The 24,373-nt window shown below is 46.5% G+C and carries 26 protein-coding genes; 22 read left to right on the top strand and 4 right to left on the bottom strand.

The window, feature by feature from the left end; genetic code table 11:
- Positions 1-129: 129 nt before the first annotated feature.
- Both AB1L17_RS26935 and AB1L17_RS26930 read left to right on the top strand, forming a co-directional pair.
- Entirely contained in the window at positions 130-2,109 is a 1,980-nt protein-coding gene (locus AB1L17_RS26935; RefSeq protein ID WP_412848034.1) for a methyl-accepting chemotaxis protein, read from the top strand.
- A gap of 118 nt (positions 2,110-2,227) precedes the next feature.
- Entirely contained in the window at positions 2,228-2,764 is a 537-nt protein-coding gene (locus AB1L17_RS26930) for a GNAT family N-acetyltransferase (protein WP_412848033.1), read from the top strand.
- A 124-nt stretch (positions 2,765-2,888) separates the two neighbouring features.
- On the opposite strand, the gene AB1L17_RS26925 is transcribed toward AB1L17_RS26930, so the two are convergent.
- The gene (locus AB1L17_RS26925; RefSeq protein ID WP_412848032.1) at positions 2,889-3,158 is read right to left on the bottom strand and encodes a hypothetical protein; all 270 of its coding nucleotides are present in this window, start codon (positions 3,156-3,158) and stop codon (positions 2,889-2,891) included.
- Positions 3,159-3,325: 167 nt separating this feature from the next.
- Between AB1L17_RS26925 and AB1L17_RS26920 the strand changes: the two genes are divergently transcribed.
- The 8 genes from AB1L17_RS26920 to AB1L17_RS26885 all read left to right on the top strand — a co-directional run bounded on the left by AB1L17_RS26920 (position 3,326) and on the right by AB1L17_RS26885 (position 9,776).
- Positions 3,326-3,571, top strand: a complete 246-nt coding sequence (locus AB1L17_RS26920) for a ribosome rescue factor BrfA (protein WP_412848031.1) — start codon at positions 3,326-3,328, stop codon at positions 3,569-3,571.
- Between the two features lie 36 nt (positions 3,572-3,607).
- The gene (locus tag AB1L17_RS26915; RefSeq protein ID WP_412848030.1) at positions 3,608-4,123 is read left to right on the top strand and encodes an SMI1/KNR4 family protein; all 516 of its coding nucleotides are present in this window, start codon (positions 3,608-3,610) and stop codon (positions 4,121-4,123) included.
- 67 nt (positions 4,124-4,190) lie between these two features.
- Positions 4,191-4,646, top strand: a complete 456-nt coding sequence (locus tag AB1L17_RS26910; RefSeq protein WP_412848029.1) for a hypothetical protein — start codon at positions 4,191-4,193, stop codon at positions 4,644-4,646.
- An 11-nt stretch (positions 4,647-4,657) separates the two neighbouring features.
- Complete coding sequence (locus AB1L17_RS26905; protein WP_412848028.1) at positions 4,658-4,984, top strand: hypothetical protein; 327 nt, start codon at positions 4,658-4,660, stop codon at positions 4,982-4,984.
- A gap of 17 nt (positions 4,985-5,001) precedes the next feature.
- Complete coding sequence (locus AB1L17_RS26900) at positions 5,002-6,492, top strand: amidase family protein (protein WP_412848027.1); 1,491 nt, start codon at positions 5,002-5,004, stop codon at positions 6,490-6,492.
- Positions 6,493-6,640: 148 nt separating this feature from the next.
- A complete protein-coding gene (locus AB1L17_RS26895) occupies positions 6,641-8,107 on the top strand; it encodes an RNA-guided endonuclease InsQ/TnpB family protein (protein ID WP_412848026.1) in 1,467 nt (488 codons plus the stop codon).
- Between the two features lie 92 nt (positions 8,108-8,199).
- Entirely contained in the window at positions 8,200-8,898 is a 699-nt protein-coding gene (locus AB1L17_RS26890; RefSeq protein WP_412848025.1) for a TerC family protein, read from the top strand.
- Between the two features lie 5 nt (positions 8,899-8,903).
- Entirely contained in the window at positions 8,904-9,776 is an 873-nt protein-coding gene (locus AB1L17_RS26885) for a LysR family transcriptional regulator (RefSeq protein ID WP_412848024.1), read from the top strand.
- On the opposite strand, the gene AB1L17_RS26880 is transcribed toward AB1L17_RS26885, so the two are convergent.
- Complete coding sequence (locus AB1L17_RS26880) at positions 9,766-9,918, bottom strand: hypothetical protein (protein ID WP_412848023.1); 153 nt, start codon at positions 9,916-9,918, stop codon at positions 9,766-9,768. The genes AB1L17_RS26885 and AB1L17_RS26880 overlap by 11 nt on opposite strands.
- Positions 9,919-10,037: 119 nt before the next feature.
- On the opposite strand from AB1L17_RS26880, the gene AB1L17_RS26875 reads away from it, so the two are divergent.
- From AB1L17_RS26875 to AB1L17_RS26845, 7 genes are all read left to right on the top strand, one after another.
- On the top strand, positions 10,038-11,105 hold the full coding sequence (locus AB1L17_RS26875) for an AbrB family protein (RefSeq protein ID WP_412848022.1): 1,068 nt from the start codon (positions 10,038-10,040) through the stop codon (positions 11,103-11,105).
- A gap of 203 nt (positions 11,106-11,308) precedes the next feature.
- Positions 11,309-12,334, top strand: coding sequence for a tripartite tricarboxylate transporter substrate binding protein (locus AB1L17_RS26870; protein WP_412848021.1), 1,026 nt, complete (start codon positions 11,309-11,311; stop codon positions 12,332-12,334).
- Between the two features lie 81 nt (positions 12,335-12,415).
- On the top strand, positions 12,416-12,877 hold the full coding sequence (locus AB1L17_RS26865; protein ID WP_412848020.1) for a tripartite tricarboxylate transporter TctB family protein: 462 nt from the start codon (positions 12,416-12,418) through the stop codon (positions 12,875-12,877).
- A 12-nt stretch (positions 12,878-12,889) separates the two neighbouring features.
- Positions 12,890-14,413, top strand: a complete 1,524-nt coding sequence (locus AB1L17_RS26860) for a tripartite tricarboxylate transporter permease (RefSeq protein WP_412848019.1) — start codon at positions 12,890-12,892, stop codon at positions 14,411-14,413.
- A gap of 15 nt (positions 14,414-14,428) precedes the next feature.
- Positions 14,429-15,211, top strand: coding sequence for a class I SAM-dependent methyltransferase (locus AB1L17_RS26855; RefSeq protein WP_412848018.1), 783 nt, complete (start codon positions 14,429-14,431; stop codon positions 15,209-15,211).
- Between the two features lie 224 nt (positions 15,212-15,435).
- Entirely contained in the window at positions 15,436-15,888 is a 453-nt protein-coding gene (locus AB1L17_RS26850) for an Lrp/AsnC family transcriptional regulator (RefSeq protein ID WP_412848017.1), read from the top strand.
- 19 nt (positions 15,889-15,907) lie between these two features.
- A complete protein-coding gene (locus tag AB1L17_RS26845) occupies positions 15,908-16,873 on the top strand; it encodes an EamA family transporter (RefSeq protein WP_412848016.1) in 966 nt (321 codons plus the stop codon).
- 30 nt (positions 16,874-16,903) lie between these two features.
- Here AB1L17_RS26845 and AB1L17_RS26840 read toward each other — a convergent pair whose 3' ends face one another.
- Together AB1L17_RS26840 and AB1L17_RS26835 are read right to left on the bottom strand one after the other, a co-directional pair.
- Positions 16,904-17,623 carry a response regulator gene (locus AB1L17_RS26840; RefSeq protein ID WP_412848015.1) on the bottom strand — a complete coding sequence of 240 codons (720 nt, stop codon included), beginning with the start codon at positions 17,621-17,623 and terminating at the stop codon, positions 16,904-16,906.
- Positions 17,616-19,244: an ATP-binding protein gene (locus tag AB1L17_RS26835; RefSeq protein ID WP_412848014.1), complete on the bottom strand. Its 1,629-nt coding sequence runs from the start codon at positions 19,242-19,244 to the stop codon at positions 17,616-17,618. The genes AB1L17_RS26840 and AB1L17_RS26835 overlap by 8 nt, the downstream gene beginning before the upstream one ends.
- A gap of 265 nt (positions 19,245-19,509) precedes the next feature.
- Here AB1L17_RS26835 and AB1L17_RS26830 point away from each other — a divergent pair, with 265 nt between their 5' ends.
- From AB1L17_RS26830 to cyoD, 5 genes are all read left to right on the top strand, one after another.
- The gene (locus AB1L17_RS26830) at positions 19,510-19,722 is read left to right on the top strand and encodes a hypothetical protein (RefSeq protein WP_412848013.1); all 213 of its coding nucleotides are present in this window, start codon (positions 19,510-19,512) and stop codon (positions 19,720-19,722) included.
- Between the two features lie 472 nt (positions 19,723-20,194).
- Positions 20,195-21,181, top strand: a complete 987-nt coding sequence (qoxA, locus tag AB1L17_RS26825; RefSeq protein ID WP_412848012.1) for a cytochrome aa3 quinol oxidase subunit II — start codon at positions 20,195-20,197, stop codon at positions 21,179-21,181.
- 23 nt (positions 21,182-21,204) lie between these two features.
- Positions 21,205-23,175 (top strand): cbb3-type cytochrome c oxidase subunit I, encoded by a 1,971-nt coding sequence (locus AB1L17_RS26820; RefSeq protein ID WP_412848011.1) that lies wholly within the window; start codon positions 21,205-21,207, stop codon positions 23,173-23,175.
- A 2-nt stretch (positions 23,176-23,177) separates the two neighbouring features.
- A complete protein-coding gene (gene cyoC / locus AB1L17_RS26815) occupies positions 23,178-23,786 on the top strand; it encodes a cytochrome o ubiquinol oxidase subunit III (RefSeq protein ID WP_412848010.1) in 609 nt (202 codons plus the stop codon).
- Position 23,787: 1 nt separating this feature from the next.
- On the top strand, positions 23,788-24,105 hold the full coding sequence (gene cyoD, locus AB1L17_RS26810) for a cytochrome o ubiquinol oxidase subunit IV (protein WP_412848009.1): 318 nt from the start codon (positions 23,788-23,790) through the stop codon (positions 24,103-24,105).
- Positions 24,106-24,373 lie beyond the last annotated feature (268 nt).

Below are 24,373 nucleotides of genomic sequence, written 5' to 3'. Positions count from 1 at the left end.
TTTTCTATATATTGCACTACAACATATTTTTTACTTAATGAACCTTCCTTCATTACCGATATAAAAAATTAGGAATTCACCAACATGACACGCTTATCCTAATACAACTTAGAAAGAAGATGAAATGAAGTGAGACTTAACCTGCGGAATTGGTTCAGAAGCTATCGCACCAAATTAATTATCACATTTCTCTTGATTCTGCTAGTTCCTTCCCTTGTCGTTGGAAGCCTGGCTTACAATCAAGCGAAGCAAGAAATTGAAAAACAGATTATGGACAGTGCCAACGAAAACGTCGATTTGGTTAATTCCATCGTCAGTAGTACGTTTGAGGGCTTAAAGAAAGATGCGAACTATTTGGCAAAAGAGATTCCTCTAAGCCCGAATGTAGCAATCGATAGCCATGAGGTTATGCATCATTTGGATTTGTATATGGGATTGCATCCAGAAGTAGCCAGTGTAAGTTTGGGAACGGAGAATGGACAATACTTTCGATCACCTAAGCAAGAAGTACAGGCAGGATTCGATCCTCGGGCGAGAGAGTGGTACAAAAAAGCGATGGAGAACAAGGGTACCGTCGTGATTACAGAACCGTATATATCTGCGGTATCAGGTGAGATCTTAGTAGCGATAGCGAAAACGACGGAAAATGGCGCAGGGGTTATCTGTATCACGATGGGGATTGAACAGATCAAACAATTGGCAAACTCAGTCAGCATCGGGGCCGATGGAGATGTCGTTGTTTTGGACAGCAACAAGAAGTATGTCGTCCACCCGGAAAATCAGCCAGGAACGCTAGCGCAAGAAACCTTTTACGATAACATGTACCAAGGGGAAACAGGACAATTCCAATACGAGGAGCAAAGCATCCCCAAACAAATCTACTATGTAACGAATCCGTCTACAGGCTGGAAAATCGCAGGCTCGATGTACCGATCTGAAGTAGAGGATGCTGCGCAGCCGATTTTTGCGCAAACGTTTTGGACGATCACGATATGCTTGCTGCTGGGTGGACTCATTGTAGCAGTTGTGTTGCGTTCACTTCTCAATTCCATCCGTGAAGTGAAGGTTCATGCGGTCAGAGTGAGCGAGGGTATTTTGACTGATCCTATCGAAGTGCGGTCAACCGACGAAATCGGTGAGCTCGGACATGCATTTAACACGATGCAGGATAACCTGCGTGCGCTCATTTCAGATGTCGAGACCAGAGCGGAGCAAGTAGCAGCGTCCTCCGAGCAATTGACAGCGAGTGCGCACCAGACGAGTATTGCGACCGAGCATGTTACCACTGCCGTACAGGAAGTTGCAGGCAGCGCCGAACAACAAACGAGCGGCATCGACCAAAATGTTCGCTCGATGCTAAACATCTCGGAAGGCGTCACACGGATTGTTGAGAGTGTCAATGTGTTGTCGGATACAGCCCAGCAAACAACGGTTCAGGCTGAAGAAGGAGGCAACTTTGTGGCTCAGGTCGTGAGTCAGATGAAATCGATTCATGAATCGGTGGAACAGTCGGATCGCATGACCAAATCGCTCTATGATCGTTCGAAAGAAATCGGCACGATCTCAGATGTCATCGGTGGGATTGCCCAGCAAACGAATTTGCTGGCATTGAATGCAGCGATCGAAGCGGCACGCGCTGGCGAACATGGCAAAGGGTTTGCGGTCGTAGCCACAGAGGTGCGGCTCTTGGCTGAACAATCACAAGAGTCGGCCAAACAAATTTCTGAATTGATCACAGAGATTCAACGGGAAACCAAGCAATCCGTCGACAACATGGAAAAAGTCAGACAAGATGTAGCAGAAGGCTTGAACATTTCGGAGGAGACGATCCACAAGTTCGAGGGCATTATGGAGAGCACCAGGAAGACCAATCCGTATATCGAAGAGGTTTCGTCGATCGCGCAGCAAATCGTCGCTGCTGTTCAGGAAGTAACAGCGACAGCCAATGTGCTTGCTACAATCGCGAAAAGCAATGCCGAAACAGCCGAGGAAGTGGCAGCTTCTACCGAGGAGCAGCTCGCATCCATGCAAGAAATCTCATCCTCTGCCGGGGCCTTGTCGTCATTGGCGGAAGAGCTAAAAGCTCTGATCAACAAGTTCACTTATTAATCTGTGTCCCTAAACAAACGAAGCGCCCTGACTCCAGACATATGAGCAGGGCGCTTTGTCGTATAGATGTGATAACATACGGGTAACACAAGTTAAATGGAATTAGGAGAAGTGAACGATGAACATTACGATCAGAAAAGAACGGCCTGAGGATTACTCCACCACGGAACAGGTCGTAAAAAGTGTGTTTGCCAATCAGGAGTTCAGCGATCAAAAGGAACATGAATTAGTGTCTCGTATCAGAAAATCAGATGCATTTGTTCCAGAGTTGTCTCTAGTCGCCATACAGGAAGAGACCCAAGAAATTGTGGGACATATTGTTTTCTCGAAAATAAACATTTGCAGTGTCAATCAAAGTGTAGCGTCACTTGCACTAGCTCCTGTGTCGGTCTCGCCCGATTATCAGAGTAAAGGCATAGGAAAGCAGTTGATTCTCGAAGCCCTCCAAAAAGCCAAAGAGTTGGGATACCAATCCGTTGTTGTCCTCGGGCATCCACAATATTACCCGAAGTTTGGCTTCCAAAAAGCTTCCCACTGGGGAATTAAAGCACCTTTTGAAGTACCGGATGAAGTATTTATGGCGATGGAGCTGCAAGAAAATGCCTTGGCACAAGTATCCGGAGTTGTGGAATACTCCAGCGCTTTTTTTGAATAGGAAAGGGAATGCATACTAAGCTGGCGTAGCCAAACTGTCATGATCTTGGCGTTTTCAAAATAGCTAGCAGTTTAATGAGAATCACCCTGCCTACACATATACCGTGCAGGGCGATTCCCAACCATTACAAATCCTTTGCAATGTGCGGTTTGCTATAATGACTGGTACCCCCACCGCCAACCAATACTCTGCCACCTTGTCTGAAGATGAGCAATTTCCTAGATCCATCGGAGAGCAGTACAATTATTTTTGCCCGATTGGCTGTTGCAATATAAATAACGTAACCTGTTCTGGAGATGACGGTACGCCAGTTGCGATCGAATTCAGAGCGCAGAACCCGATTGGAATACACTTGGTTTTCCACGCGTGTCGCAGTGATTCTTTTCTTTTTCATCGTGAATAAACACCTCCTGTCAATTTATCCTATTCATGGGGTAGAAAAAGGAGTGGACAAGAGTTGTAGGTGATTTTACTATTTTCGTTGCAACAACACAGGAAGCGTTCTATGATAACACCAAGGACGGTATTCATGGTAAATCCGTCAAAAAGGAGTGAAACACAATGGCAAAAAGCGCAGCACGCAAGCAACGCGAAAAGCTGGCTCGTGAAGGCAAAAGAAACCCGGAGCTCAACAGAAGCATATTCGCATTCGCTGACATGAGACAACGGACGACGAAGACCCGAGCAGAAAAACTGAATCAGCAGAAGCACAAAAGACCGTTATCCTATCAAAGTGATGATGGTCTTTTTTATTTATATAGAAGAAATGCAGGTAGAAAGAAAGCGGGCGAGAATTTAAAAGATTGATGAAACTACTTTATTTCGCAGAAAAGGTGACCTATTTTGGAGAAAAATATTTGCTTGATGACATTGGAAGGTTTGAAAAGGCGACTAGATCAGGACAATACAATGCTGGTACAAAGTTGGGGGAGGGAAGTTTATCAAGCAGTATTTACTTTTCAATCGCCAGCATCTGATTCAGATATTGAAAAATTTACAAAGGAAACAGGATGGAGCATACCACCCGGATTAAAAAAATTCTTGCTGCTGCACAACGGAGCAAGACTATTCCAGCACATTAAATACGGGGGTGGATATGAGCTGTTAAGCTTAGAGGAAATAATAGATAATCACCTTGATTATATGCCAAACCATTGGTATCCAATATCCATTAATAATGGTGATTACATCTTCATTGACTCGAATCGTGTAAAAGCAGGAAATGAGCATTATCTCATTCGCTTTGACCATGATGATGATGTATCTCCAGAGAATGGGCCAGCCTTGAAAATGAATTTTGAAACCTGGTTGGAAAGGTTAATTGTGGCACAAGGGTCAGAATTTTGGAATTGGAAGTAAAGCAACCTTGCGTTAAAGTGTACATGCACGGGTGATCCAAACCAATGTATTTGGTGGTGAACGATTGATGAATCGAAAATGGCTGTTTGTCATCCTTATCTTGAGCGTTCTTGGAATTGGAAATGCTGGCATGGGCATTGTCCGCATCGAAGACTCGATCAAAGCAAGACAGGCAACAGATGTTCAATCCACCATGGAGAATACAGAATTAGATTCACAAGACCCGAATTGGCTTGAAAAATCGGAAGACAGATCCTTTGAATACCTCGTTCATGATGGATACTATTACGTTCCGATTGAAGAGGAGCTAGGTGAAACCAATCTGGATCGTAAGCTTGGGGTAGTAAGCAGAATTGGTGAATGGGAGGAGATCAAAGAGGGCGATACTCCCTACTACGTCCCGGGCAGTGCATACTACACCATAAAAGGCGTACCGGATAAAAAGAAAATCGCCATCGAAATCGGGAAGAATGAAAGCAAAAAATATCAAGTGCTGGAAAGAAATCAACCGGTACCAAAGTGAGGCTTTGCACCATGAGTAACAGCTACATAAAACAGACGAATTCATCCATACATCCCGAATGCGCGAGAGCCATTCAGCATCTCCTACAGCTGAAGGACCCGAAGCGCGAAGACTTTTTGGCGTTGAAAACGTACGGAAATGACTGCTATTCGGCTATGGGCTGGGATGAGCTTCAGACGTACATCAATGAAAAGACCGTCATCATCGTCGAGCAGTTTGAAAATGAACAAAACATCATGTCGGCTTTGCGCTGGGTGGCGAGAGGGTTGCCTGTTTGGTATGCCATTCGAAAAGTGCGGGCGGATTATTCTGTGTATGGATACAAAGGGCAGAAATAGGAAAAGGGGTTGAATTCATGCAATTGCCACTAGAGGAATGGATCGTAGAAGCAGATATCTCTAAAATGCAAGCCGCTATGGAGGCGGGGATGATTGGCGCAGAAGATCTCGTTCGCGTCTATTTGGACAGAATTCATGCTTTCAATCCAGTTCTGCGAGCTATCATAGAAGTGAATCCAGATGCTATTCAGATCGCCAGAGAGCTGGACTATGAGCGAAAGAAAACAGGAAGTCGGGGACCGTTGCATGGAGTTCCACTACTAGTAAAAGACAACATCGGCACACATGATCAGATGCATACAAGTGCAGGTTCTATCGCCTTAGCAAATTCGATTGCACCTGTGGATTCTTTCGTGGCAAGCCAGCTTAGAACCGCAGGAGCCGTTTTGCTTGGAAAGGCCAATATGACCGAATGGGCGAACTTCATGTCGAGTACGATGTGGGCAGGGTATAGCTCCAGAGGTGGGCTCACTTTAAATCCATATGGACCGGGAGAACTGTTTGTAGGAGGTTCGAGCTCTGGCTCTGCTGTGGCTGTAGCAGCAAATCTCTGTGCAGCTGCCATCGGTACGGAAACGGCTGGTTCTATTATTAGTCCAGCCAGCCAAAATAGTGTGGTAGGACTTAAGCCAACGATTGGACTTGTGAGTAGATCGGGAATCATCCCGCTTACTCATACGCAAGATGCTGCAGGTCCGATGGCTAGGACGGTAAAGGATATCGCCATCATACTAGGCACATTGGTTGGAGCAGACGTAAAAGACAAAGATACATTGGCCAGTTTGTCATACGCATACTCTGATTATACGGAATTTTTGGACGAAAGCTATTTGCAACAGGCCAGTATTGGTATTCCGAGGTTCTACATGCAGCATTTGGATGAAGCAAGACTCCGAATTGTTAACGATGCCATCGCTGTGTTAAAGGAGAAAGGTGCGACTATTGTCGATCCGGTCTCACTGCCATGTGAGCAAACGGAATGGGACTGGAATGTCTTGCGATACGAATTCAAAAAGTACCTAAACGAATACTTAGCTAGTGTAGCGGGTACGGTTCCCGTTCGTTCATTAGAAGAGGTGATCGCTTTTAACAAAGAGCATGCACAAGTAGCATTGAAATACGGTCAAGACAAGCTGATTTGGTGTGATAGTACAAGTGGGACACTAACAGAAGACGAGTATTGGGAAAGCAGACGTAAAAATATCGAAATGGCTCGTACAAATGGTCTGGATCATGTATTGGCGGAATATCAACTGGATGCCCTGCTGTTCTTAGGGAATGAAAATGGGCCTGATCTGGCTGCGCGGGCAGGTTATCCTGTCATTACAGTTCCTGGCGGATATGCTGACAGCGGTGTCATTGCTCCTGGCGGTTATATTACAAAAGGACCTCAAGGTATTACGTTTGTCGGGAGAGCTTTTAGCGAGCCTGTGCTCATTAAAATTGCTTATGGCTTTGAACAAGCGAGCAAACACAGAGTGGCACCTGATATGACCATGCTTACATAGCCTGACCCTTAGAGAGCGGACTCTCACTTATATAAGTGGAGTGGTGAATCGATGCTTTTTTCTTGGTATTTTTCTTTTTTATTGTATAAGATAGTAGGGAACAGAACATCCGTTCCTTTTGAACACTTATTAAAAGGAGGTGAATGAATTGTCTAAAGAGGAAAAAGTGTACCAAACCTTTCAAATTTGGATCAAGCCTGGACATCGCTTATTTCCGTATTTCCAGCATTCTTGTCAACAAGCGAAAAACCTCTATAACACAACAAATTTCTTTATTCGTCAAGTGTTCACAACGATGCAACAGAAGGGTGAGCTTCAACCTTTACAAAAAGAAGTGCTCGATCTTCTGCATAAGAACATCGAGCAAATCAATCAGGTACAACTTACAGCCTATCAAAAAAGACTGGCTAGAGAACAAGCAAAGCCTGCCCAAGAGCAGAAAGCGATCAAGCCAAATTTGTATGTGCTTCCGACCAAGGAAGCCTCAATGCTTTCTTATGGCTTCTTGGATGCCTTGTTCAAAGGGATCAAGCAGGAAAACTATCGTTCCTTACCAACGCAAAGCAGTCAGCAGGTGATGAAAAAGGTCTTTCAAAATTGGAAGAGTTTCTTCGCTTTAATAAAAGCGTATAAGAAAAATCCAGCCTTGTTTACGGGAAGACCACGTATTCCGAAGTATTGTAGAAATTCTCAAAAGGAAGTGACTTTTACCAATCAGGATTGCGTGATCAAAGAAGGAAAATATCTGAAATTGCCGTTAACGAATCATCGTTTGAACATCGGTAAGCTAGGAGCCACCCATCAAAAGCTGATGGAAGTTCGAGTCATTCCTGCCTACGGAAGATATGTTGTCGAGCTAGTATGCTCTTCGGAGACAGCTGAAGCGAGGACGACTGCCAAGCATGTCATGGGAATTGACTTGGGGATTAACAACCTTGCAACCATCGTGACCAATTCAGGCAAGAAGCCGCGATTGATCAAGGGTAACGTTGTGAAATCCATCAATCAGTACTATAACAAGCAGAAGGCACATTACTTGAGCATTTTACGTCAGGGCAAAGATCAAAAGGAAGGCCCGTACACTTCCAAACGATTGGAAAGGCTTCATCGAAAGCGATTTTTGAAAATCAAAGATTTCTTTCATAAAGCAAGCTGTCAAATCGTGAAGATTGCTCTCGAAGAGAATGTGGGAGCCATTGTCATTGGGCGAAACACGCAATGGAAGAGTAGTATTACCATGGGCAAACGAAACAATCAATCGTTTTGCCATATTCCCCATGCTTTGTTAATCCAAATGATTTCGTATAAGGCTAAGAGAAATGGCATCAACGTCATGGCAAGAGAAGAATCGTATACATCGATAGCGAGTTTTTTGGACCATGATGACATTCCAACGTATGGAGAGCGTAAACAAGCCTTTTTATTTTCAGGAGTACGGATTAAACGTGGCTTGTATCGTTCGAAAAACGGAACATTGCTTAATGCAGATGTGAATGGAGCCTACAATATCTTACGAAAAGAAGTTCCAACGGCATTTACAGCCAATGGAATAGAGGGGTTGGACAGCTTGAAAGCTGTCGCCGTGTCAACTCCACTTGTGTTAAGCGTCCGGTAACGACGACACATAAGAAACCCCCACTTCAACCGCTAGGTAAGTGGCGGGAGTATTCATTATTGTCAGTATGAGCAATCTTGGAGGGAGACATCATGACAGAATACTTACTTAGCTTACTACAAATCATTATGATCAACCTGGTACTGAGCGGAGACAATGCAGTCGTTATTGCTCTTGCCTGTCGCAACCTGAGTCCAGAGCTGCAGAAGAAGGCAACATTTTGGGGGAGCTTCGGTGCAATCGGACTGCGGATCATCCTTACCTTTATTGCCATCTGGCTGTTGAAAATCCCGTTTGTCCAAGTCGTAGGCGGACTTTTGCTGATCTGGATTGCGGTCAAGCTGTTAAAAGGCGAGGACGAAGACAGTCACATTGGTGGCGGTTCGAGCTTCATAGAGGCACTCAAAACCATTATTTTTGCCGACCTGATTATGAGTCTGGACAACGTCATTGCTGTTGCGGGAGCAGCGAATGGGAATTTGGTTCTGGTCATCATCGGACTTGCGATTAGCATTCCGCTCATCATTTGGGGAAGCCAGCTGCTGATGAAGCTGATGAATCGCTTTCCTGTCATCGTGCTTTTGGGAGCTGCTTTGCTCGGATATACAGCAGGTGAGATGATTGTGGGAGACAAGGCAGTAGGCACTTTCCTGGAGACGTTTATGCCGTCGCTGCATATTATTTTGCCGGTAGCATTGGCACTTCTGGTGATTGTGATTGGAAACTATTTGAAACGGAAGGAGAAACATGTGTTAAATAAAGATGTGACAAATAATCATGCGGAGACATAATAGCTATGGAATATCGCGATTGGTACATTCTCCAAACCTTGTACCAGGAACAAAATATTACAAAGACAGCCGAAAGCTTGTATTTGTCCCAGCCTGCGCTGACCAAACGACTGCGGCAGATCGAGAAAGAGTTTGGCGTACAGATCGTGCAACGGGGGAGTAGAGGCGTTCATTTTACTCCGCAAGGCGAGTATTTGGCCAAATGCGCGGATGAAATGCTGCTCAGACTCCGCAATATCAAGGAGCATGTCTTGAACATGGGAGACGAGGTCAATGGTACGCTCCGGCTGGGGGTTTCCAACTATTTTGCACGGTACAAGCTCCCGATGATCTTGAAAAAGTTCAAGGAGGCCTATCCAAACGTTGAGTACAAGGTGATGACCGGATGGAGCAAAGACGTTTACAAGTCCGTTTATAATCAGGACGTGCACGTAGGCTTCGTCCGGGGAAGCTACAACTGGTCCGACCAAAAGCACTTGCTGTTCGAGGAATCGGTCTTTGTCGTTTCCACGGAACCCATTCATATCGACGACCTGCCCACCCTGCCGCGAATCGACTATGAGACGGACCCGTTGCTGCGGGCGTTAGTGGACAGCTGGTGGACGGAACGGTTTTCCCAACCACCGCTGATCGGCATGGAGGTCGACAAGGCGGATACATGCAGTGAAATGGTGGCAAACGGCTTGGGGTACGCCATCCTTCCACGAGGCGTGCTGAACGGAAAAGACGATCTGCACATGATTGAGCTGACCACAGCAGAAGGGGAGCCGATCAAGCGAAGTACATGGATGTTTTATCATGCCGACTCGATGGAATTGCAAATGGTCAAGGCATTTGTGGGCTTCATGGAGCAGGGTGAGATATCATTCATCGATTAATCAAGGAATAAGGGACTGCTGGGAACTCTACCTCTGCTGGAGCCGGCAGTTTTTTTCTGTGAAAAACGTCTCGACGTTTTTCATAAAAGTAGATGCGACCGCTTGCGGTCAACAAAACGGTCATGACCGTTTTGTTATTCACGTAAGGAATCGCCAACGATAACCATTTTGTATTTTTGCTGCGAGAACAATTGTTTTACACTAGGTGTACCCCCACCTTAGAAGCTTCATACAACGTCAGAGAGTAGGAGAGGGACGCTTATGCTGCTACGTATTCTGTTTACATTGCTGCTCGGAACACTGGGTGGCTGGCTGTTTGCTACCATTCACAGTCCACTGCCCTGGCTGCTCGGAGCGCTAGTCACGACAGTTGTTTGCAATATGCTTGGGGTCAAAAATCTTTGGATTCCCCGTTGGTTTCGTCAAGCAGGATTGACCGTGATCGGGATCACCCTTGGTCTGCGCATGACACCTGAAATCGTGGAGACGATGACGGGGCACATCGGATTGATGCTCGTAACAACGATATTGACGATCTTGATCAGTTTGGTGAACGCTTGGATATTTTATAAAGTTTGCCGAGTGGACGGAATAACGGCGATCTTCAGCAATATTCCCGGTGGACTATCGGAAATGGTGTCGGTAGGTCAAACGGCGGGAGGAAATCAGCAAGTCATTACCATTTTCCACTCGATCCGTGCGATCAGCGTCGTGCTTTGCACCCCATATCTAGTGACCTTTCTACCTAACCATGCTGCGATGCAGACTGTTGCTACTGAACATGTAATTGGTATAGGACCGACATTCATCATCTTGGCTGCTGGAGTCATGGGAGCATGGATTGCATCACGCTGTTATATACCTGCCCCGTTCTTGCTCGGTGCCTTGCTCGTGACCGCTTTGATTTCGATGAATACATCGCTTGTGGGAGAGAGCCCTGTGCTGCCAAGCATCTTGGTCCAGGTGGCGCAAATATTCATCGGGGTCAGCATCGGTCTTGGCTTCAAACGAGAGGACATCGCCAAAAACCGCCGATTCTTTCTGTTCGGTCTGATGCATTCCATGTTCTTGTTCGTCATGGTGATTGTGCTTGCCATCGGTATTTCATACGTGACAGATACCGATATCGTGACGGCAATTTTGGCTACGGTGCCAGGTGGACTCGCGGAGATGAGCTTGACTGCCTTGGCGACAGGAGCCGATCCGTTGTTAGTGACGGCGTTTCATCTGTTTCGTGTGGTCCTTGTACTCACACTGTTTTCCTTCGGCGCTCGCGCGTGGTCGAACCGCCACAGCAGGATAAAGGAGCCAAAGGAGACCAGCGCCTAACGCAATCTAATTAGTAGAATCAAACAGGAAGGCCTGTACGTTCCACGATCGGAGCGACGGGTCTTTTCGGCGTGAAAAAAATGAAAATAATCATAAATATGGAGTTTATCCAAATTATCTGAACAAACTAGGAAGCGTTTTCATCCAATGCTATGATCTCCTTAACTTAATTGAAAACGCTATCAAACGAGGGGGTTAATAAAATGAAAAAAGGAAAGAAATGGACCGGAGTACTCCTTACCACAGCACTGGCATTAAGCCTCGCAGCCTGTGGAGGCGGCGGTGGGCAGACAGCATCCTCTGGAGGAGCTTCGACCTATCCGGAAAAACCAATCTCGGTAATCGCTCCGTCGGGGGCAGGAGGCGGCTTGGATAAAACAGCGCGCTCCCTCGCAAAGGTGATGTCAGCAACGAAGCTGGTGGACAAGACAATCTCCGTTGAAAACAAGCCAGGTGGCGGACAGGCAGTAGGCTTGGCTGACTTCGTGACGCAGGACAAGAAAAACAACTATAAGCTCCTGCTTCCATCGACACCGATCGTCATCAACAATGTGAAAAAAGAAGGAAACAGCCCACATTCCTATAATGATATGACCCCGTTGGCACAGTTGACCAAAGACTACGGCGCGATCGTGGTAAAAGCGGATTCCCCGTATCAAGATCTGAAATCATTGATGGAAGCTGTCAAGGCAGACCCGACAAAAGTAACGGTTGCAGGCGGTTCTGCTCCGGGCTCGCTTGATCACTTGACCTTCCTGATGCCAGCCGTAAAAGCGGGCATTGATCCGAAGACAGTTAAATTCATTTCCTACGATGGCGGCGGAGAAGCGATCGCAGCGCTCTTGGGTGGCAATGCTGACGTACTGGCAACAGATGTATCCGGTTCCGGTGAATACTTGAAGTCCGGCAAAGTAAGAATCTTGGGCGTTTCTTCCCCTGAGCGCTTGAAAGGGATGTTCAAGGACATTCCGACGTACAAAGAATCCGGTTATGACGCAGAGCTGATCAACTGGCGCGGTGTATTCGGACCAAAAGACATGACGCCAGATGCTGTTGCTTACTGGGAGCAAAAGTTGAAAGCGATGACAGAGACTCCTGAGTGGAAAGCAGAGCTGGAAGCAAACGGCTGGGATGACGGCTACAAAAACGGCGCTGACTTCAAGAGCTACCTGGGTGAGCAAGAAAAAATGTTCAAGGAAATTCTGGGCTTGCTCGGAATGGCGAAATAAAAAGGCTTGATGGGGGAGGGAGAAGGAGCGATTCTTCTCCTCCTTCATTCTGGATTTTTGTACGAACAGGAGGGAACATACGTGAGCAAAACTTTTGACCGCTACGCCAGTCTGGCTTTTCTCGTGTTAGGCGTAGCATTTGTGGTCGGGAGCCAAAACATCTCGGCGAGCGCTTACGGCAGCAATGTCGGACCAAACATTTTTCCGATGGGACTCGGAAGTCTTCTGATCCTGCTTAGCCTGCGATTATTTTATGAGACGTTCAAATATATGCAAGAGGGTGAGAAAGAGAAGCAAAAGCTCGATTACAAACGGTTCCTCATCATTCTTGTGGCGGCATTATTCTACGTATTGCTTTTGGAAGAAATCGGCTACGTGATCAGCACCTTCGCTTTCCTCGTGATTGGATTCCAGACGATGCAGAAAGGGAAATGGCTCAACAGCGTGCTCATTTCCGGTGGGTTTTCATTCGGTGTCTACTTATTGTACGTAGAAGTTCTCGATGGCACATTGCCCGGTTTGCCAACATGGTTAGGCTTGTAGGAGGTGGATGAAATGGGTGCAATTGATTATTTGCTGGACGGATTTGCCACTGCCCTGCAATGGCAAAATATCATCTTTGCGTTTGTCGGCGTATTAATCGGGACGGTAGTCGGGGTACTGCCGGGGATCGGACCAATCAGTGGCGTTGCCTTGCTGATTCCTGTGACAGCCTCTTTGACCAGTGGACTGCCACCAGAAGCAGCGGCGACCAGCGCCATTATTTTGCTCGCAGGGGTTTATTACGGAGCGATGTACGGCGGCTCTACCACTTCGATTTTGTTGAATACACCTGGTGAGTCATCCTCCGTCGTTACCGTACTGGACGGATACCCGATGGCCAAGCAGGGAAGAGCGGGAGTTGCTCTCTCCATCGCTGCAATTGGTTCGTTTTTTGCAGGGCTTGTCTCGCTTGTCGGTCTGGTATTTTTGGCAGAGCCACTCTCTGAGGTAGCACTCAAGCTCAGTCCGGCAGATGAGTTTTCGCTGATGATCTTAGGTCTGTGTGCACTGAGCGGGCTGGCAGGCAAGTCTGTCACCAAAGCATTGATGATGACGTGTTTTGGCTTGTTGATTGCGACAATCGGGCTGGACAATGTATCCGGCGTGGCGCGTTTTACCTTTGATATGCCAGAGCTCTATTCCGGTTTGGAATTTTTGACGATTGCCGTAGGGGTATTTGCGCTCGGAGAAGTGTTCAAGACGATTCTCGAACGTGATGTAAATGAGGGAGAGATCGCCAAAATCTCCCGAATTGTACCGTCCAAGCAAGACTTGAAGGAAAGTGCTGGACCAATTCTCCGTGGATCGCTTGTTGGATTCTTTAAAGGAATTGTTCCTGGTTCTGGCGCAACACTGGCATCCTTCCTCGCTTATTTGTTGGAAAAGAAAATCAGTAAAACGCCTGAAAAGTTCGGAAAAGGGGCAATCGCTGGGGTAGCAGCTCCAGAGTCAGCAAACAACGCAGCTTCTGGTGGGGCGATGATTCCGCTCTTGACCTTGGGGATTCCGGGTACAGGGACGACAGCTGTATTGATGGGCGCACTGATTATGTACAACGTACAGCCAGGCCCGCTTTTGTTTGAAGATCATCCGAACATCGCTTGGGGCTTGATTGCCAGTATGTTCATTGGAAACGTAATGCTCTTGATCCTCAACATGCCGCTCGTAAAGGTATTTGCGAAGCTGATTGAGACACCGCCTAAATATTTGATCCCGATGATCGTTGCCATTTCTGTATTCGGTGTATACGCGGTCCGTGTCTCGGTATTTGATCTGGTCCTGCTGTTATTCTGTGGACTCGTAGGTTACTTCTTGGCGAAAAATGATTTCCCAATGGCTCCACTCGTTCTGGGCTTGGTCTTGGGCCCAATGATTGAAAACAACCTGAGACGTGCCTTGACGACTTCCAATGGCGATTTCTCCATCTTTATTCAAAAGCCAGTATCGCTGGTGTTTCTGATCATTGCATTTCTGTGGATCACCATACCGTTGATCATGAAAATGAGAGGGAAAAAAGTAATCGTGAACGAAGAATAGAGGAGGACCATTCTCATGCGCGATGACGATAAGATCAAAGAGGAAGTTAAACAGCAATTCGGTGCCAATGCCGAAAAGTATGTAACCAGCCAGACGCACGCTACCGGAGAGGATCTGGCTCTCCTGACACCTTGGCTGAAACCGACGTCTGATTGGGTGTTTCTCGATGTGGCAACGGGCGGTGGTCATCTGACGAAGGCGATCGCTCCACATGTCGGTCAAGTCATTGCGACAGATTTGACACAGCCGATGCTTGCGGCGGCGCGAAACCATTTGACATCTTACGCAAGCAATGTCTTTTATGTGGTTGCGGACGCGGAAGCACTTCCGTTTTTGAGCAATTCTTTTGATGCAGTCGGGTGCAGAATCGCGGCTCATCACTTCCCGAATCCGGAGGCGTTTGTAAAAGAAGTGGCCCGTGTCTTGAAGCCGGGTGGAAAGCTCGTGCTGATCGACAACATCGCAGCAGAGGATGATAAGCTGGATCGATTTGTGAATACGCTGGAGAAACTGCGCGATCACAGTCATGTACGAAGCTACTCACGCTCCGAATGGTTAACATGGATGGAGCAAGAGGGTCTGATGGAGAGCAATTCGCGGGTACGTAAAAAGACGTTCCCGTATGCGAGTTGGGTCAGACGTACGACAGAGTCTGAGGAGCAAGTCGAGCAGGTTACCGCGCATATTACAAGTGCAGAGGAAGAAATCCAAGCCTACTTTGCTGTAGAAAAAGAGGGCGAGCAAGTCGTTTCCATCCAGGTAGATGAGTGGATGGCACTGTTTATAAAGCCAGAATGATACTGTTGGTCCCCGCTTACGATCAGGCGGGGGCTTTTTGTTTTGCGTGTATGGGTACCTAAGTAACGATTCGTAATGATGAGGAAGGTTTTCACTACGGTTATTGGCATAATATTGTTTGATTACGTGCTCTGTATTTACAAATCGTTTGAATTTGGTCAATATAGATTACAAATGGTCTATATGAAGGATATATATGCTACTATTTCAACAGGAGGTATGTGATGGATGAGGTTGACCTGAGAATTGTTCAATTGCTCGAAGAAAACGGCAGGATTTCTCACGAGGAAATCAGCAAGCTGCTGCACATCTCGCGACCGGCTGTCCACCAACGGGTTGCCAAGCTCGAAAAGAATGGCGTTATTAAGGGATACCGTGGCATCATTGACTGGAGAAAAGTAGAGCAAAAGCTGAAGGTATTAATCTTCGTCAAGGCAAGATGTCAGAACTTCAAGGAAATCGCAGAAAAGATTGTGAACGTTCAGGTACCGAACGTAACCATCATCGAATGCCAGCGGCTCGCCGGAGAGTGGTGTATGATGCTAAAAGTACGTGCGACGGCACCGGAAGATATCACCAATCTGATCGATGAAATGGTCACGTATGACGAAGTACTGGAAACCTCTACGACATTCATTTTGTCGACGATCTACGAGGATGGACGGAAAGAAATTTAATACTCAAGGTGGAAACATAATGACAGGAAAAAAAGATTCGAAATTATTTGTCGTTACGATTGCGTTGCTAGCGGTCTACCTGTTTTGGGGAGGCACTTATCTCGGAATGAAGATCGCTATAGAATCCATGCCTCCCTTTATTATGGCAGGTGCGCGATTTTTCTTGGCTGGATTGGTCCTGTTCCTGATCGGACGCTGGAAGGGGGCAGAGATGCCCAGTGCAGCAGAATGGAGAGGTGCCGGAATTGTCGGGGCATTGCTTCTTCTTGGAGGTAACGGCGTTGTAGCATGGGCACAGCTAAAAGTACCGTCTGCAATCGCATCCTTGCTAGTCGCTACCGTACCGCTGTGGATTCTCGTCTTCAACTGGATCGGGGGTAGCCGGCAGAAGCCAACGGTTGGTGTCATGGGCGGAATCCTGTTTGGCTTGGCAGGAATCGCTGTGCTGGTCGTCCATCCCGGCGGAAGTGGCAATCAAGGGGTGGATACAATCGGAATCCTGGCACTCCTGTTTGCTTCGATCAGTTGGTCAGTGGGATCGTTGTATTCGCGAAATGCGAATCTCCCTGCGTCACCTGTGATGTCGACCGCCCTGCAAATGATCGTCGGTGGGATTTTATTGGGGATCACGTCACTGTTTCTAGACGATTGGACGAAGCTGCATGTATCGGAGATTACGCTGCGATCATGGATTGCCTTTGGTTATTTAGTTGGATTCGGTTCGATCGTTGCCTACACGGCGTACATTTGGCTCTTGAAAAATGCAGAGCCTTCACTGGTATCTACTTACGCATATGTGAACCCAATTGTCGCGGTATTTCTGGGCTGGTTGATCGCTGATGAACAATTGACGGGCCAAACCTTGATTGCTGCTGTCATGATCATTGCAGCCGTTGTCATCATCACGATGTTTCGGGGAAAGAGTTCAGGTGCGACACAACCGGTAGCAAAGAAAGAGAAAGGGAAGCTTCAGGTTCACAAATGAAGCTTCCCTTTCTTTTTTTGCCACCAGGCATCACTTTGCCGTTTTTTGCGGGACCCAGCGGTACTTTCTCTCTGGACGCCCAACCGTACCATAGAACGTCTCGACAGTCACTTCATTAATGGAGACGAGGAATTCAAGATATCTGCGTACAGTCGAATGACTCATCCCAGCTAGTGCCGCCAGATCATCGGCATTCATGCTTTGGGTCGTCTCCTGCAGCTTGTCCCGGATCAGCTTTAACGTCAGCTTGTCGATGCCTTTCGGGAGCATGGTGATGGTTTCACCCGTTTTGGGAGCGGGGGAGTGTGCTGTTTTCGTAAACAGCTTGTCCACTGCTGTTTGATCAATCGTTGTATGCTGTTGTAGCTGGCGTCTCGTATTTGCGTATTGCTCTAAGGTAGACATGAATTTATCGATCATAATCGGCTTGATGATGTAGCTGTATGCTCCGCCGCGTATTGCTTCTCGTACGGTTTCCACATCGTTTGCGGCTGTGATCATGACGACATCGATCCCGCGAAAATGCTTCCGCACCTCCCTCAGCAGGTCAATCCCATTCATATCCGGCAAAAAAATGTCCAATAGCAGCACATCAGGTGTAACGACGTGAAGCATCTCCAAAGCCTGTTTTCCAGTCGTAGCCGTGGCGATGATTTGGTAGCCATCCAGTTTACTTGTGAATTGCTCATAGATTCTGGCAGCAATTTCGTCATCTTCTACAATCATGACGGTAATTGGTTTGTCAGACATAGTGGATTGGCCCCCTTTCTTTTTGCTTGTCCCACGTTTTCGGAACGACAACGGTGAAACGCGCACCGCCAAGATCACTTGTACCCAGTGAGATTTGTCCTTCTAAAAGCTCGATGGCGTTTTTCACAATGGCCAGACCGAGTCCCCGATTTTCACCTGACTTCGTAGTGACACCACTTTCAAAGATGCGCGGCTCCAATTCTTTTGATACCCCATGCCCATTGTCTTCAATGTCAAAAATGATATCTCCGCCTAAATCAGTGAAGGATACGTGAACCATTGCGTCAGAGCCTCTGTATTCGAGAGCTGCTTCCATAGCGTTGTCGATCAAATTGCCGAGAATGGTAACCAGTACCTTCGTATCGATGCTGTCAGGTACATTTCCTAAATAGCTGTCTTGATCAATTTCGAGTATTACCTTCAGCTCTTTGGAGCGGTTGATTTTCCCCAGCAGACAAGCAGCGATGAACGGCTCCTTTACTGAACTCATAATGAAGGCGAGGATATCCTGCCGTTCCTTAACTTCATCCGTGATGAGCTCTAATGCTTTGTCGTACTCTTTTAGCTTGAGTAGCCCATAGATGGTGTTTAAACGATTCAAATATTCGTGATTTTGTGCACGCATATTGTCCGAAAAGGAACTGATTTTCGTAATTACTTCAGTGAGCTGTTCAATTTCAGACTCCGGTCGAAAGGTGAAGACGACGCCCCTGACTTCGTTATTGCTCAAAATAGGAGAGTAATCCGTAATAAAAATCTCATGACCTAGCAAAATTTTGTAGTTCATTTCTTGCGTATTTCGATTGACAGAATGAATGATGTCACGTATTTGCGGGCTTGCGATCGGTTTCCCTATGGTCAAATCTTCCTCTAGGAGGGCACGTGCACGTTTATTCATGGACACGACTCGCCCTTGCATATCGACCGCTACCGTAGCGTCACGAATCGATTCAAGAATAGCTGCTTTTTCCGTAAACAAAAATGAGATTTCTTCTGGCTCCAAGCCAAAGATCAATCGCTTTACGCGTCTGGCAATAATAAAAGCACCAATAATGCCGATAACCAACAGCACCAGGGATAAGGCGACGACTCTTTCCTTGTATTCTGCTACTCGTTTTTCTACATCACTCATGACGAAGCCGACAGAGGAGACACCGATCGTTTCGCCTTTCTTGTTGACGATTGGCGCTTTTGCCTTAATGGCTGGACCTGAGATGCCAGAGCCGCGATAAATGACCGAGCGGTTTTCTAAAAAGACAGGATCATTGCTGGTTCCCATCGGCAATCCGATTTGATCGGGGTCATAGTGGGAGTATCGAATGCCGTCCTTATTTCCGATCACGACATAGCTGGCACCCGTTTCGAGTCGGATGGTTTCGGCAATCGGCTGTATTTTTTCAGAAGGATTATCAGTCTCGAACGCTGCGATGATGCGTTCGTTCATGGCAGATAGCTTGGCGACCGTCATGGCTTGCTGTCCAATGTATCGATCTAGAATGTCATCTAATATGAAGGAAAATAAGGCGGTTCCAATCCCCATGCTGATCAGGACAACGATGGAGATGAGCAGAACCATTTGGGTCAAGAGACTGATGCGTGCTTTTTTGGGTGTGTGGACCATGGGCAAACCACCTTTGATGACAGATCAGGATGTAGAAAAGTATGAAACCGTTTACTTCTTTCATTATAACAATAACACTTTCACATTTGTGACACAAAATAAAATTGCAGTAAACCAATAGACAATAGGTTTATGAAAAAAGTTTTGACAAATTTTTTATAAAAAATTGAACAAAATATGAACAACAAGTGAATATTATGTTACAATAAGAACATCAAAGAAAAACGGTCACGCAAAAAATCTATAGCGATAGGGGTTTTGTGTTATGAATAACGATGGAAAAGCAGCAGATGTATTAAAATGGATGGCTTGGACAGTATTATTCGTCGGTGCTGTTATGATGGCTTTCACTGCAAGCGATTTCAGATCGCAGAACTTGCCGTTGATGGTGTCTATCGGATTTTTGATCGCTGGCATGAATATCTTCATTATGAGCACTGTGTTTCGCTTGATGACGCTACGAAGAAATGACGCGTAACAGTATAGAAGCAACGCCATAGAGAACCTCTCATTTTCTTCATTATAATGAGAGGTTTTTTTATTTGTGATGAAATATTGCCATCAGCGATTTGCGCTGGCGGTTTTTGATTTTTTTAATTAAAAGTGAAAAGAAACTTGACATTTAGAATTGGGCGGAGCGACCAAAAATGGGTGTTGAACTTCAGTTGAGGAGAATCCTAACAAGAATATGATCAACTCGTGAATGCTATGTGAACACTTTGTAACAGAAAAGCTACGAAATATTGAACGTCGTCAAAAACGAGTACAAAAGCTCGCTGACTCTGATAGTATGTATATGCGGCAAATAGTGAAGTTCACTCATGTTAAAAAATCTCTATTTATAGAGTGGTGACTGCACTATTGACAGATATAAGCGAAGTTCACGCCAAAAGAACTAAGCTATCAAAGTATTTCATGCTCGTTGTTTGTGACTAGGAGGGATTAGGAGAATGAGCGGAGGAAAAATGCTGAGGCATATCCAGTTTTGGATCTTGGCAGTGTTGGGCACCGTTCTGCTGACAGGCTGTGGTAGCGAATACCTCGTCTTGAACCCGAAAGGACCTGTAGCAGAAACGCAGTACAATCTCATTATTATTTCCACAATATTGGTCGCTATCATTTGCGTTCCGGTAATTTTGCTTACCGCTTTCATTGTATACCGTTATCGGGATACACCGGGCAACAAAGCATCTTACAAGCCGGAGTGGGCACACAGTACAACCCTGGAGGTAATTTGGTGGGTTATCCCTGTAATTATCGTTGCATTACTGGGTTACTTTACTGTCCGTGATATTTATGTGTTAAAAGAGTCTCCTAATAAAGAAGTTGCTCCTATGACCATTCAGGTTACGGCTTTGGACTGGAAATGGATGTTTACGTATCCAGAACAAAATATTGCAACTGTTAACCACCTGGAGATTCCTGCTGGTGTACCGATTCGCTTCCAAGTATCTGCGGATGCACCGATGAACTCTTTCTGGGTGCCAGAATTGGGTGGACAGATTTATGCGATGTCAGGGATGGCTACCGAGTTGTATCTGCAAGCAGATGAGCCAGGTACATTCGCTGGATTCAGTTCGAACTTCTCTGGTGAAGGCTTCGCGAAAATGCAATTTAACGTAACTGCGAAATCAAAAGAAGAGTTCGATAACTGGGTCAAAGAGGTAAAAGGAACGACACCAGAAATGACCAAGGCAGATTATGAAGAACTCCGCAAGCCTAGTGTGACAGATAAGTTTACGTACTCTGCATTCCCAGAAGGTTTGTTTGAAGAGATCGTTGCTAAATATGGCCATGGTCACGATATGGACTATGTTATGGAGAAAACCCCTGCGCCTGCAGGTGACAAGTCTTCTAATGAGACTTCGCAAAACACGCAGCAAAAGTCTGATTCGCACAACATGCCTGGGATGAATCATTCCAGTATGAACCACTAGGCGAGAGGGAGGAGGAATACCACGTGTGGGAGAACATTAAGGATTTTGCATCCACGTTCTTTGTAACCGGTGACCCACTGATTTATGGTGCGCAGGTATCGATTGCACTGACTATGATTGCGATCGTATTTGTTTTAACCAAGTATCAAAAATGGGGCTGGCTCTGGCGTGAGTGGTTGACCACCGTTGACCATAAGCGCATTGGTATTATGTATTTGATTGCATCGCTTCTGATGCTGTTCCGCGGTGGGGTGGACGCCCTGCTGATGCGCGTACAGTTGGCATTCCCGAATTTAGAGCTCCTGAACTCGGAGCACTATAATGCCATCTTTACGACACACGGTACGATCATGATTTTGTTCATGGCGATGCCGATGATGTTTGCTTTGTTCAACATGGTAGTACCGCTTCAGCTCGGAGCGCGCGATGTTGCGTATCCGTTCCTGAACGCACTCAGCTTCTGGCTGTTTATGCTCGGCGCGATGTTGTTCAACCTTTCATTCGTAATCGGGGGCTCCCCGGACGCTGGTTGGTTGTCCTACCCGCCACTGTCACAAAATGAATTTAGCCCTGGACCAGGTCAGAACTTCTATATTTGGGGGATTCAGATCTCCGGTATCGGTTCTTTGGCGACAGGGATTAACTTCATGGTCACGATTCTCAAGATGCGTGCACCTGGCATGAAGCTTTCCAAAATGCCATTGTTTAGCTGGTCTGTACTGTCCAGCTGCATTATGATCATTTTCGCTTTCCCAATTTTGACTGTAACACTTGCACTGTTGTTCCTTGACCGTTTTGCAGGTGCTCACTTCTTCACGATGGACGGCGGCGGTAATCCGATGATGTACCTCAACCTCATCTGGATGTGGGGTCACCCTGAGGTATATATCGTAGTAGTACCAGCTTTCGGTATTTTCTCCGAAATCGTGGCTACGTTCTCGCGTAAAAAGATTTTCGGTTACAAATCAATGGTTTGGGCGATGATGGTCATTGCCGTTGTTTCCTTCTTTACCTGGGCTCACCACTTCTTCACCATGGGTACGAGCGCAAGTGTTATCGCCTTCTTTGCGATAACAACGATGATTGTTGGGATACCGACCGGGGTTAAGGTCTTTAACTGGATCTTTACGATGTATCGCGGTCGGATATCCTTTAAGCAACCTATGCTGTGGACGATTGCCTTCATCCCGTGCTTCGTTATTGGTGGAGCGACAGGGGTAATGCTCGCGGTAGCTCCAGCAGACTATCAATATCACAACAGTTACTTCTTGGTTGCCCACTTCCACCAAGTATTGATTGGTGGGGTAGTATTCGGTTACTTGGCTGGTATTTACTACTGGTGGCCAAAACTGTTCGGTTTCAAGCTGGATGAGAAATTGGGCAAATGGGGCTTCTGGTTCTGGAATATTGGTTTCTACGTGTGCTTCATGCCGCAATATGCACTTGGTTTGATGGGTATGACTCGCCGTTACTATACGTACGGTTGGGACCGCGGTTGGGCAGACATGAACCTGGTTTCCACCGTTGGTGCATTCATGATGGGTATCGGTTTCATCTTCCAAGTATGGCAAATCGCTTACAGCATCAAGCATGGTGAGCGCGACACGACAGGCGATCCATGGAATGGTCGTACGCTGGAGTGGTCGATTCCGTCACCTGCACCGTTCTACAACTTTGCTGTCGTTCCACAAGTCAAAGAAATGGATGATTGGTGGGAAACGAAACAAGCAAAAGCAAATGGCACCTATAAAGAACAACCGGCGAAACTGGAGCCGATTCATATGCCGAAGAACTCTGGAATTCCGTTTATCATGTCGAACTTCTGGTTCTTGGTAGGTTTTGGTTTCACGTTTGAATGGGTTTGGATGGCCGTCATTGGATTCATTGGAGTATTCGCATGCATGTGGGTACGCTCCTTCCAATACGACACGGATTATTACGTACCGGTGGAGGAAGTGCGTCGCACTGAGGCTTCACTGGGGAGGGTGGTGTAACGATGGCTAAGCATCATGACCATGGTCACGGCCACGACCACGACCATCATGAAGAGCATGAGCAATTAAAGGTTCTTGGTTTCTGGATTTTCGTCATTACGGACTGCGTACTGTTCGGTACATTGTTCGCAACCTATGCAGTAATGATGAACAGCTTTGCTGGCGGACCAACTGGACAAGAAATGTTCCAGCTGCCAGGAATTATCGCTTCGACCTTTATCTTGCTGACAAGTAGCTTTACCAGCGGTCTCGCGGTATTGGCAATGAACAAGGGCAACGTGAAGCAGCTGATTGCTTGGCTGGCTGTAACGGGTCTGTTGGGACTGTCTTTCATCGTGCTCGAAGTTACGGAGTTCATGCATTTGGTAAGTGAAGGTATAACCATGGGTACTAGCGCATACTGGTCTGCCTTCTATGCACTAGTTGGTACGCACGGATTGCACGTAACGCTTGGTCTGTTCTGGATGGTTGCGTTGATCATGCAGCTGAAGCGCCGTGGAATCACTGCGGTTACTCGCCGCAAAATTACCAACCTGAGCTTGTACTGGCACTTCCTTGACGTTGTGTGGATCTTCCTCTTCACAGTCGTTTACTTGATGGGGGTGATGTAAGGTGGCACAACATCAAAACCATGGTGGACATCAAGGCCACGGATCAATGAAAGAGTACGTGATCGGTTTCATTCTCTCGATCGTGCTCACCATTATTCCACTCGTACTGGTCATGAACCAGATAATGAGTAAAACGGCGACCATCGTCACGATCATGATAATGGCAGTCTTGCAGTTCGTCGTTCAGTTGGTCTTCTTCATGCACATCCGCGAAGGAGAAAAACCGCGCTACAACGTACAGACATTGATTCTAGGACTTGTCCTCGTATTCACGATCGTTGCAGGTTCCCTCTGGATCATGCTGTTTAACAAATATTAATCTGTAATAAGCGTGGCACAAGTGATTCGTTGCTTGTGTCACGTTTTTTTTGTTTTTGAAGTAGCTGTAGTGGAGGGAAGAAGCGCATTTCCAGTCTACGCTTCGGTCTACGCCCCGCTGTGGGATTGACTGTACGCTTCGGAAAAAATGGCGGGAGCGCTTCAAACGTTGAAGGTTCAAGGAAGTATTCACATAAGTTATGATGAACGAGGACAGCCCCTATTCGTAACTTCGTAGGTTACTCTGGCTACACTAAGGGCAAGTACGC

This window comes from Brevibacillus jepli, assembly GCF_047229145.1.
Taxonomy (GTDB): domain Bacteria; phylum Bacillota; class Bacilli; order Brevibacillales; family Brevibacillaceae; genus Brevibacillus.
This window is presented reverse-complemented; position numbering and strand designations above follow the sequence as displayed.

What these genes read in the sequence shown, in the direction of transcription:
- AB1L17_RS26930 (WP_412848033.1), top strand. Translation starts at nt 2,228, where the DNA reads ATGAACATTACGATCAGAAAAGAACGGCCTGAGGATTACTCCACCACG.
- AB1L17_RS26925 (WP_412848032.1), bottom strand. Translation starts at nt 3,158, where the DNA reads ATGAAAAAGAAAAGAATCACTGCGACACGCGTGGAAAACCAAGTGTAT.
- AB1L17_RS26920 (WP_412848031.1), top strand. Translation starts at nt 3,326, where the DNA reads ATGGCAAAAAGCGCAGCACGCAAGCAACGCGAAAAGCTGGCTCGTGAA.
- AB1L17_RS26910 (WP_412848029.1), top strand. Translation starts at nt 4,191, where the DNA reads ATGAATCGAAAATGGCTGTTTGTCATCCTTATCTTGAGCGTTCTTGGA.
- AB1L17_RS26905 (WP_412848028.1), top strand. Translation starts at nt 4,658, where the DNA reads ATGAGTAACAGCTACATAAAACAGACGAATTCATCCATACATCCCGAA.
- AB1L17_RS26900 (WP_412848027.1), top strand. Translation starts at nt 5,002, where the DNA reads ATGCAATTGCCACTAGAGGAATGGATCGTAGAAGCAGATATCTCTAAA.
- AB1L17_RS26890 (WP_412848025.1), top strand. Translation starts at nt 8,200, where the DNA reads ATGACAGAATACTTACTTAGCTTACTACAAATCATTATGATCAACCTG.
- AB1L17_RS26885 (WP_412848024.1), top strand. Translation starts at nt 8,904, where the DNA reads ATGGAATATCGCGATTGGTACATTCTCCAAACCTTGTACCAGGAACAA.
- AB1L17_RS26875 (WP_412848022.1), top strand. Translation starts at nt 10,038, where the DNA reads ATGCTGCTACGTATTCTGTTTACATTGCTGCTCGGAACACTGGGTGGC.
- AB1L17_RS26870 (WP_412848021.1), top strand. Translation starts at nt 11,309, where the DNA reads ATGAAAAAAGGAAAGAAATGGACCGGAGTACTCCTTACCACAGCACTG.
- AB1L17_RS26860 (WP_412848019.1), top strand. Translation starts at nt 12,890, where the DNA reads ATGGGTGCAATTGATTATTTGCTGGACGGATTTGCCACTGCCCTGCAA.
- AB1L17_RS26855 (WP_412848018.1), top strand. Translation starts at nt 14,429, where the DNA reads ATGCGCGATGACGATAAGATCAAAGAGGAAGTTAAACAGCAATTCGGT.
- AB1L17_RS26850 (WP_412848017.1), top strand. Translation starts at nt 15,436, where the DNA reads ATGGATGAGGTTGACCTGAGAATTGTTCAATTGCTCGAAGAAAACGGC.
- AB1L17_RS26845 (WP_412848016.1), top strand. Translation starts at nt 15,908, where the DNA reads ATGACAGGAAAAAAAGATTCGAAATTATTTGTCGTTACGATTGCGTTG.
- AB1L17_RS26840 (WP_412848015.1), bottom strand. Translation starts at nt 17,623, where the DNA reads ATGTCTGACAAACCAATTACCGTCATGATTGTAGAAGATGACGAAATT.
- AB1L17_RS26835 (WP_412848014.1), bottom strand. Translation starts at nt 19,244, where the DNA reads ATGGTCCACACACCCAAAAAAGCACGCATCAGTCTCTTGACCCAAATG.
- AB1L17_RS26830 (WP_412848013.1), top strand. Translation starts at nt 19,510, where the DNA reads ATGAATAACGATGGAAAAGCAGCAGATGTATTAAAATGGATGGCTTGG.
- qoxA (WP_412848012.1), top strand. Translation starts at nt 20,195, where the DNA reads ATGAGCGGAGGAAAAATGCTGAGGCATATCCAGTTTTGGATCTTGGCA.
- cyoC (WP_412848010.1), top strand. Translation starts at nt 23,178, where the DNA reads ATGGCTAAGCATCATGACCATGGTCACGGCCACGACCACGACCATCAT.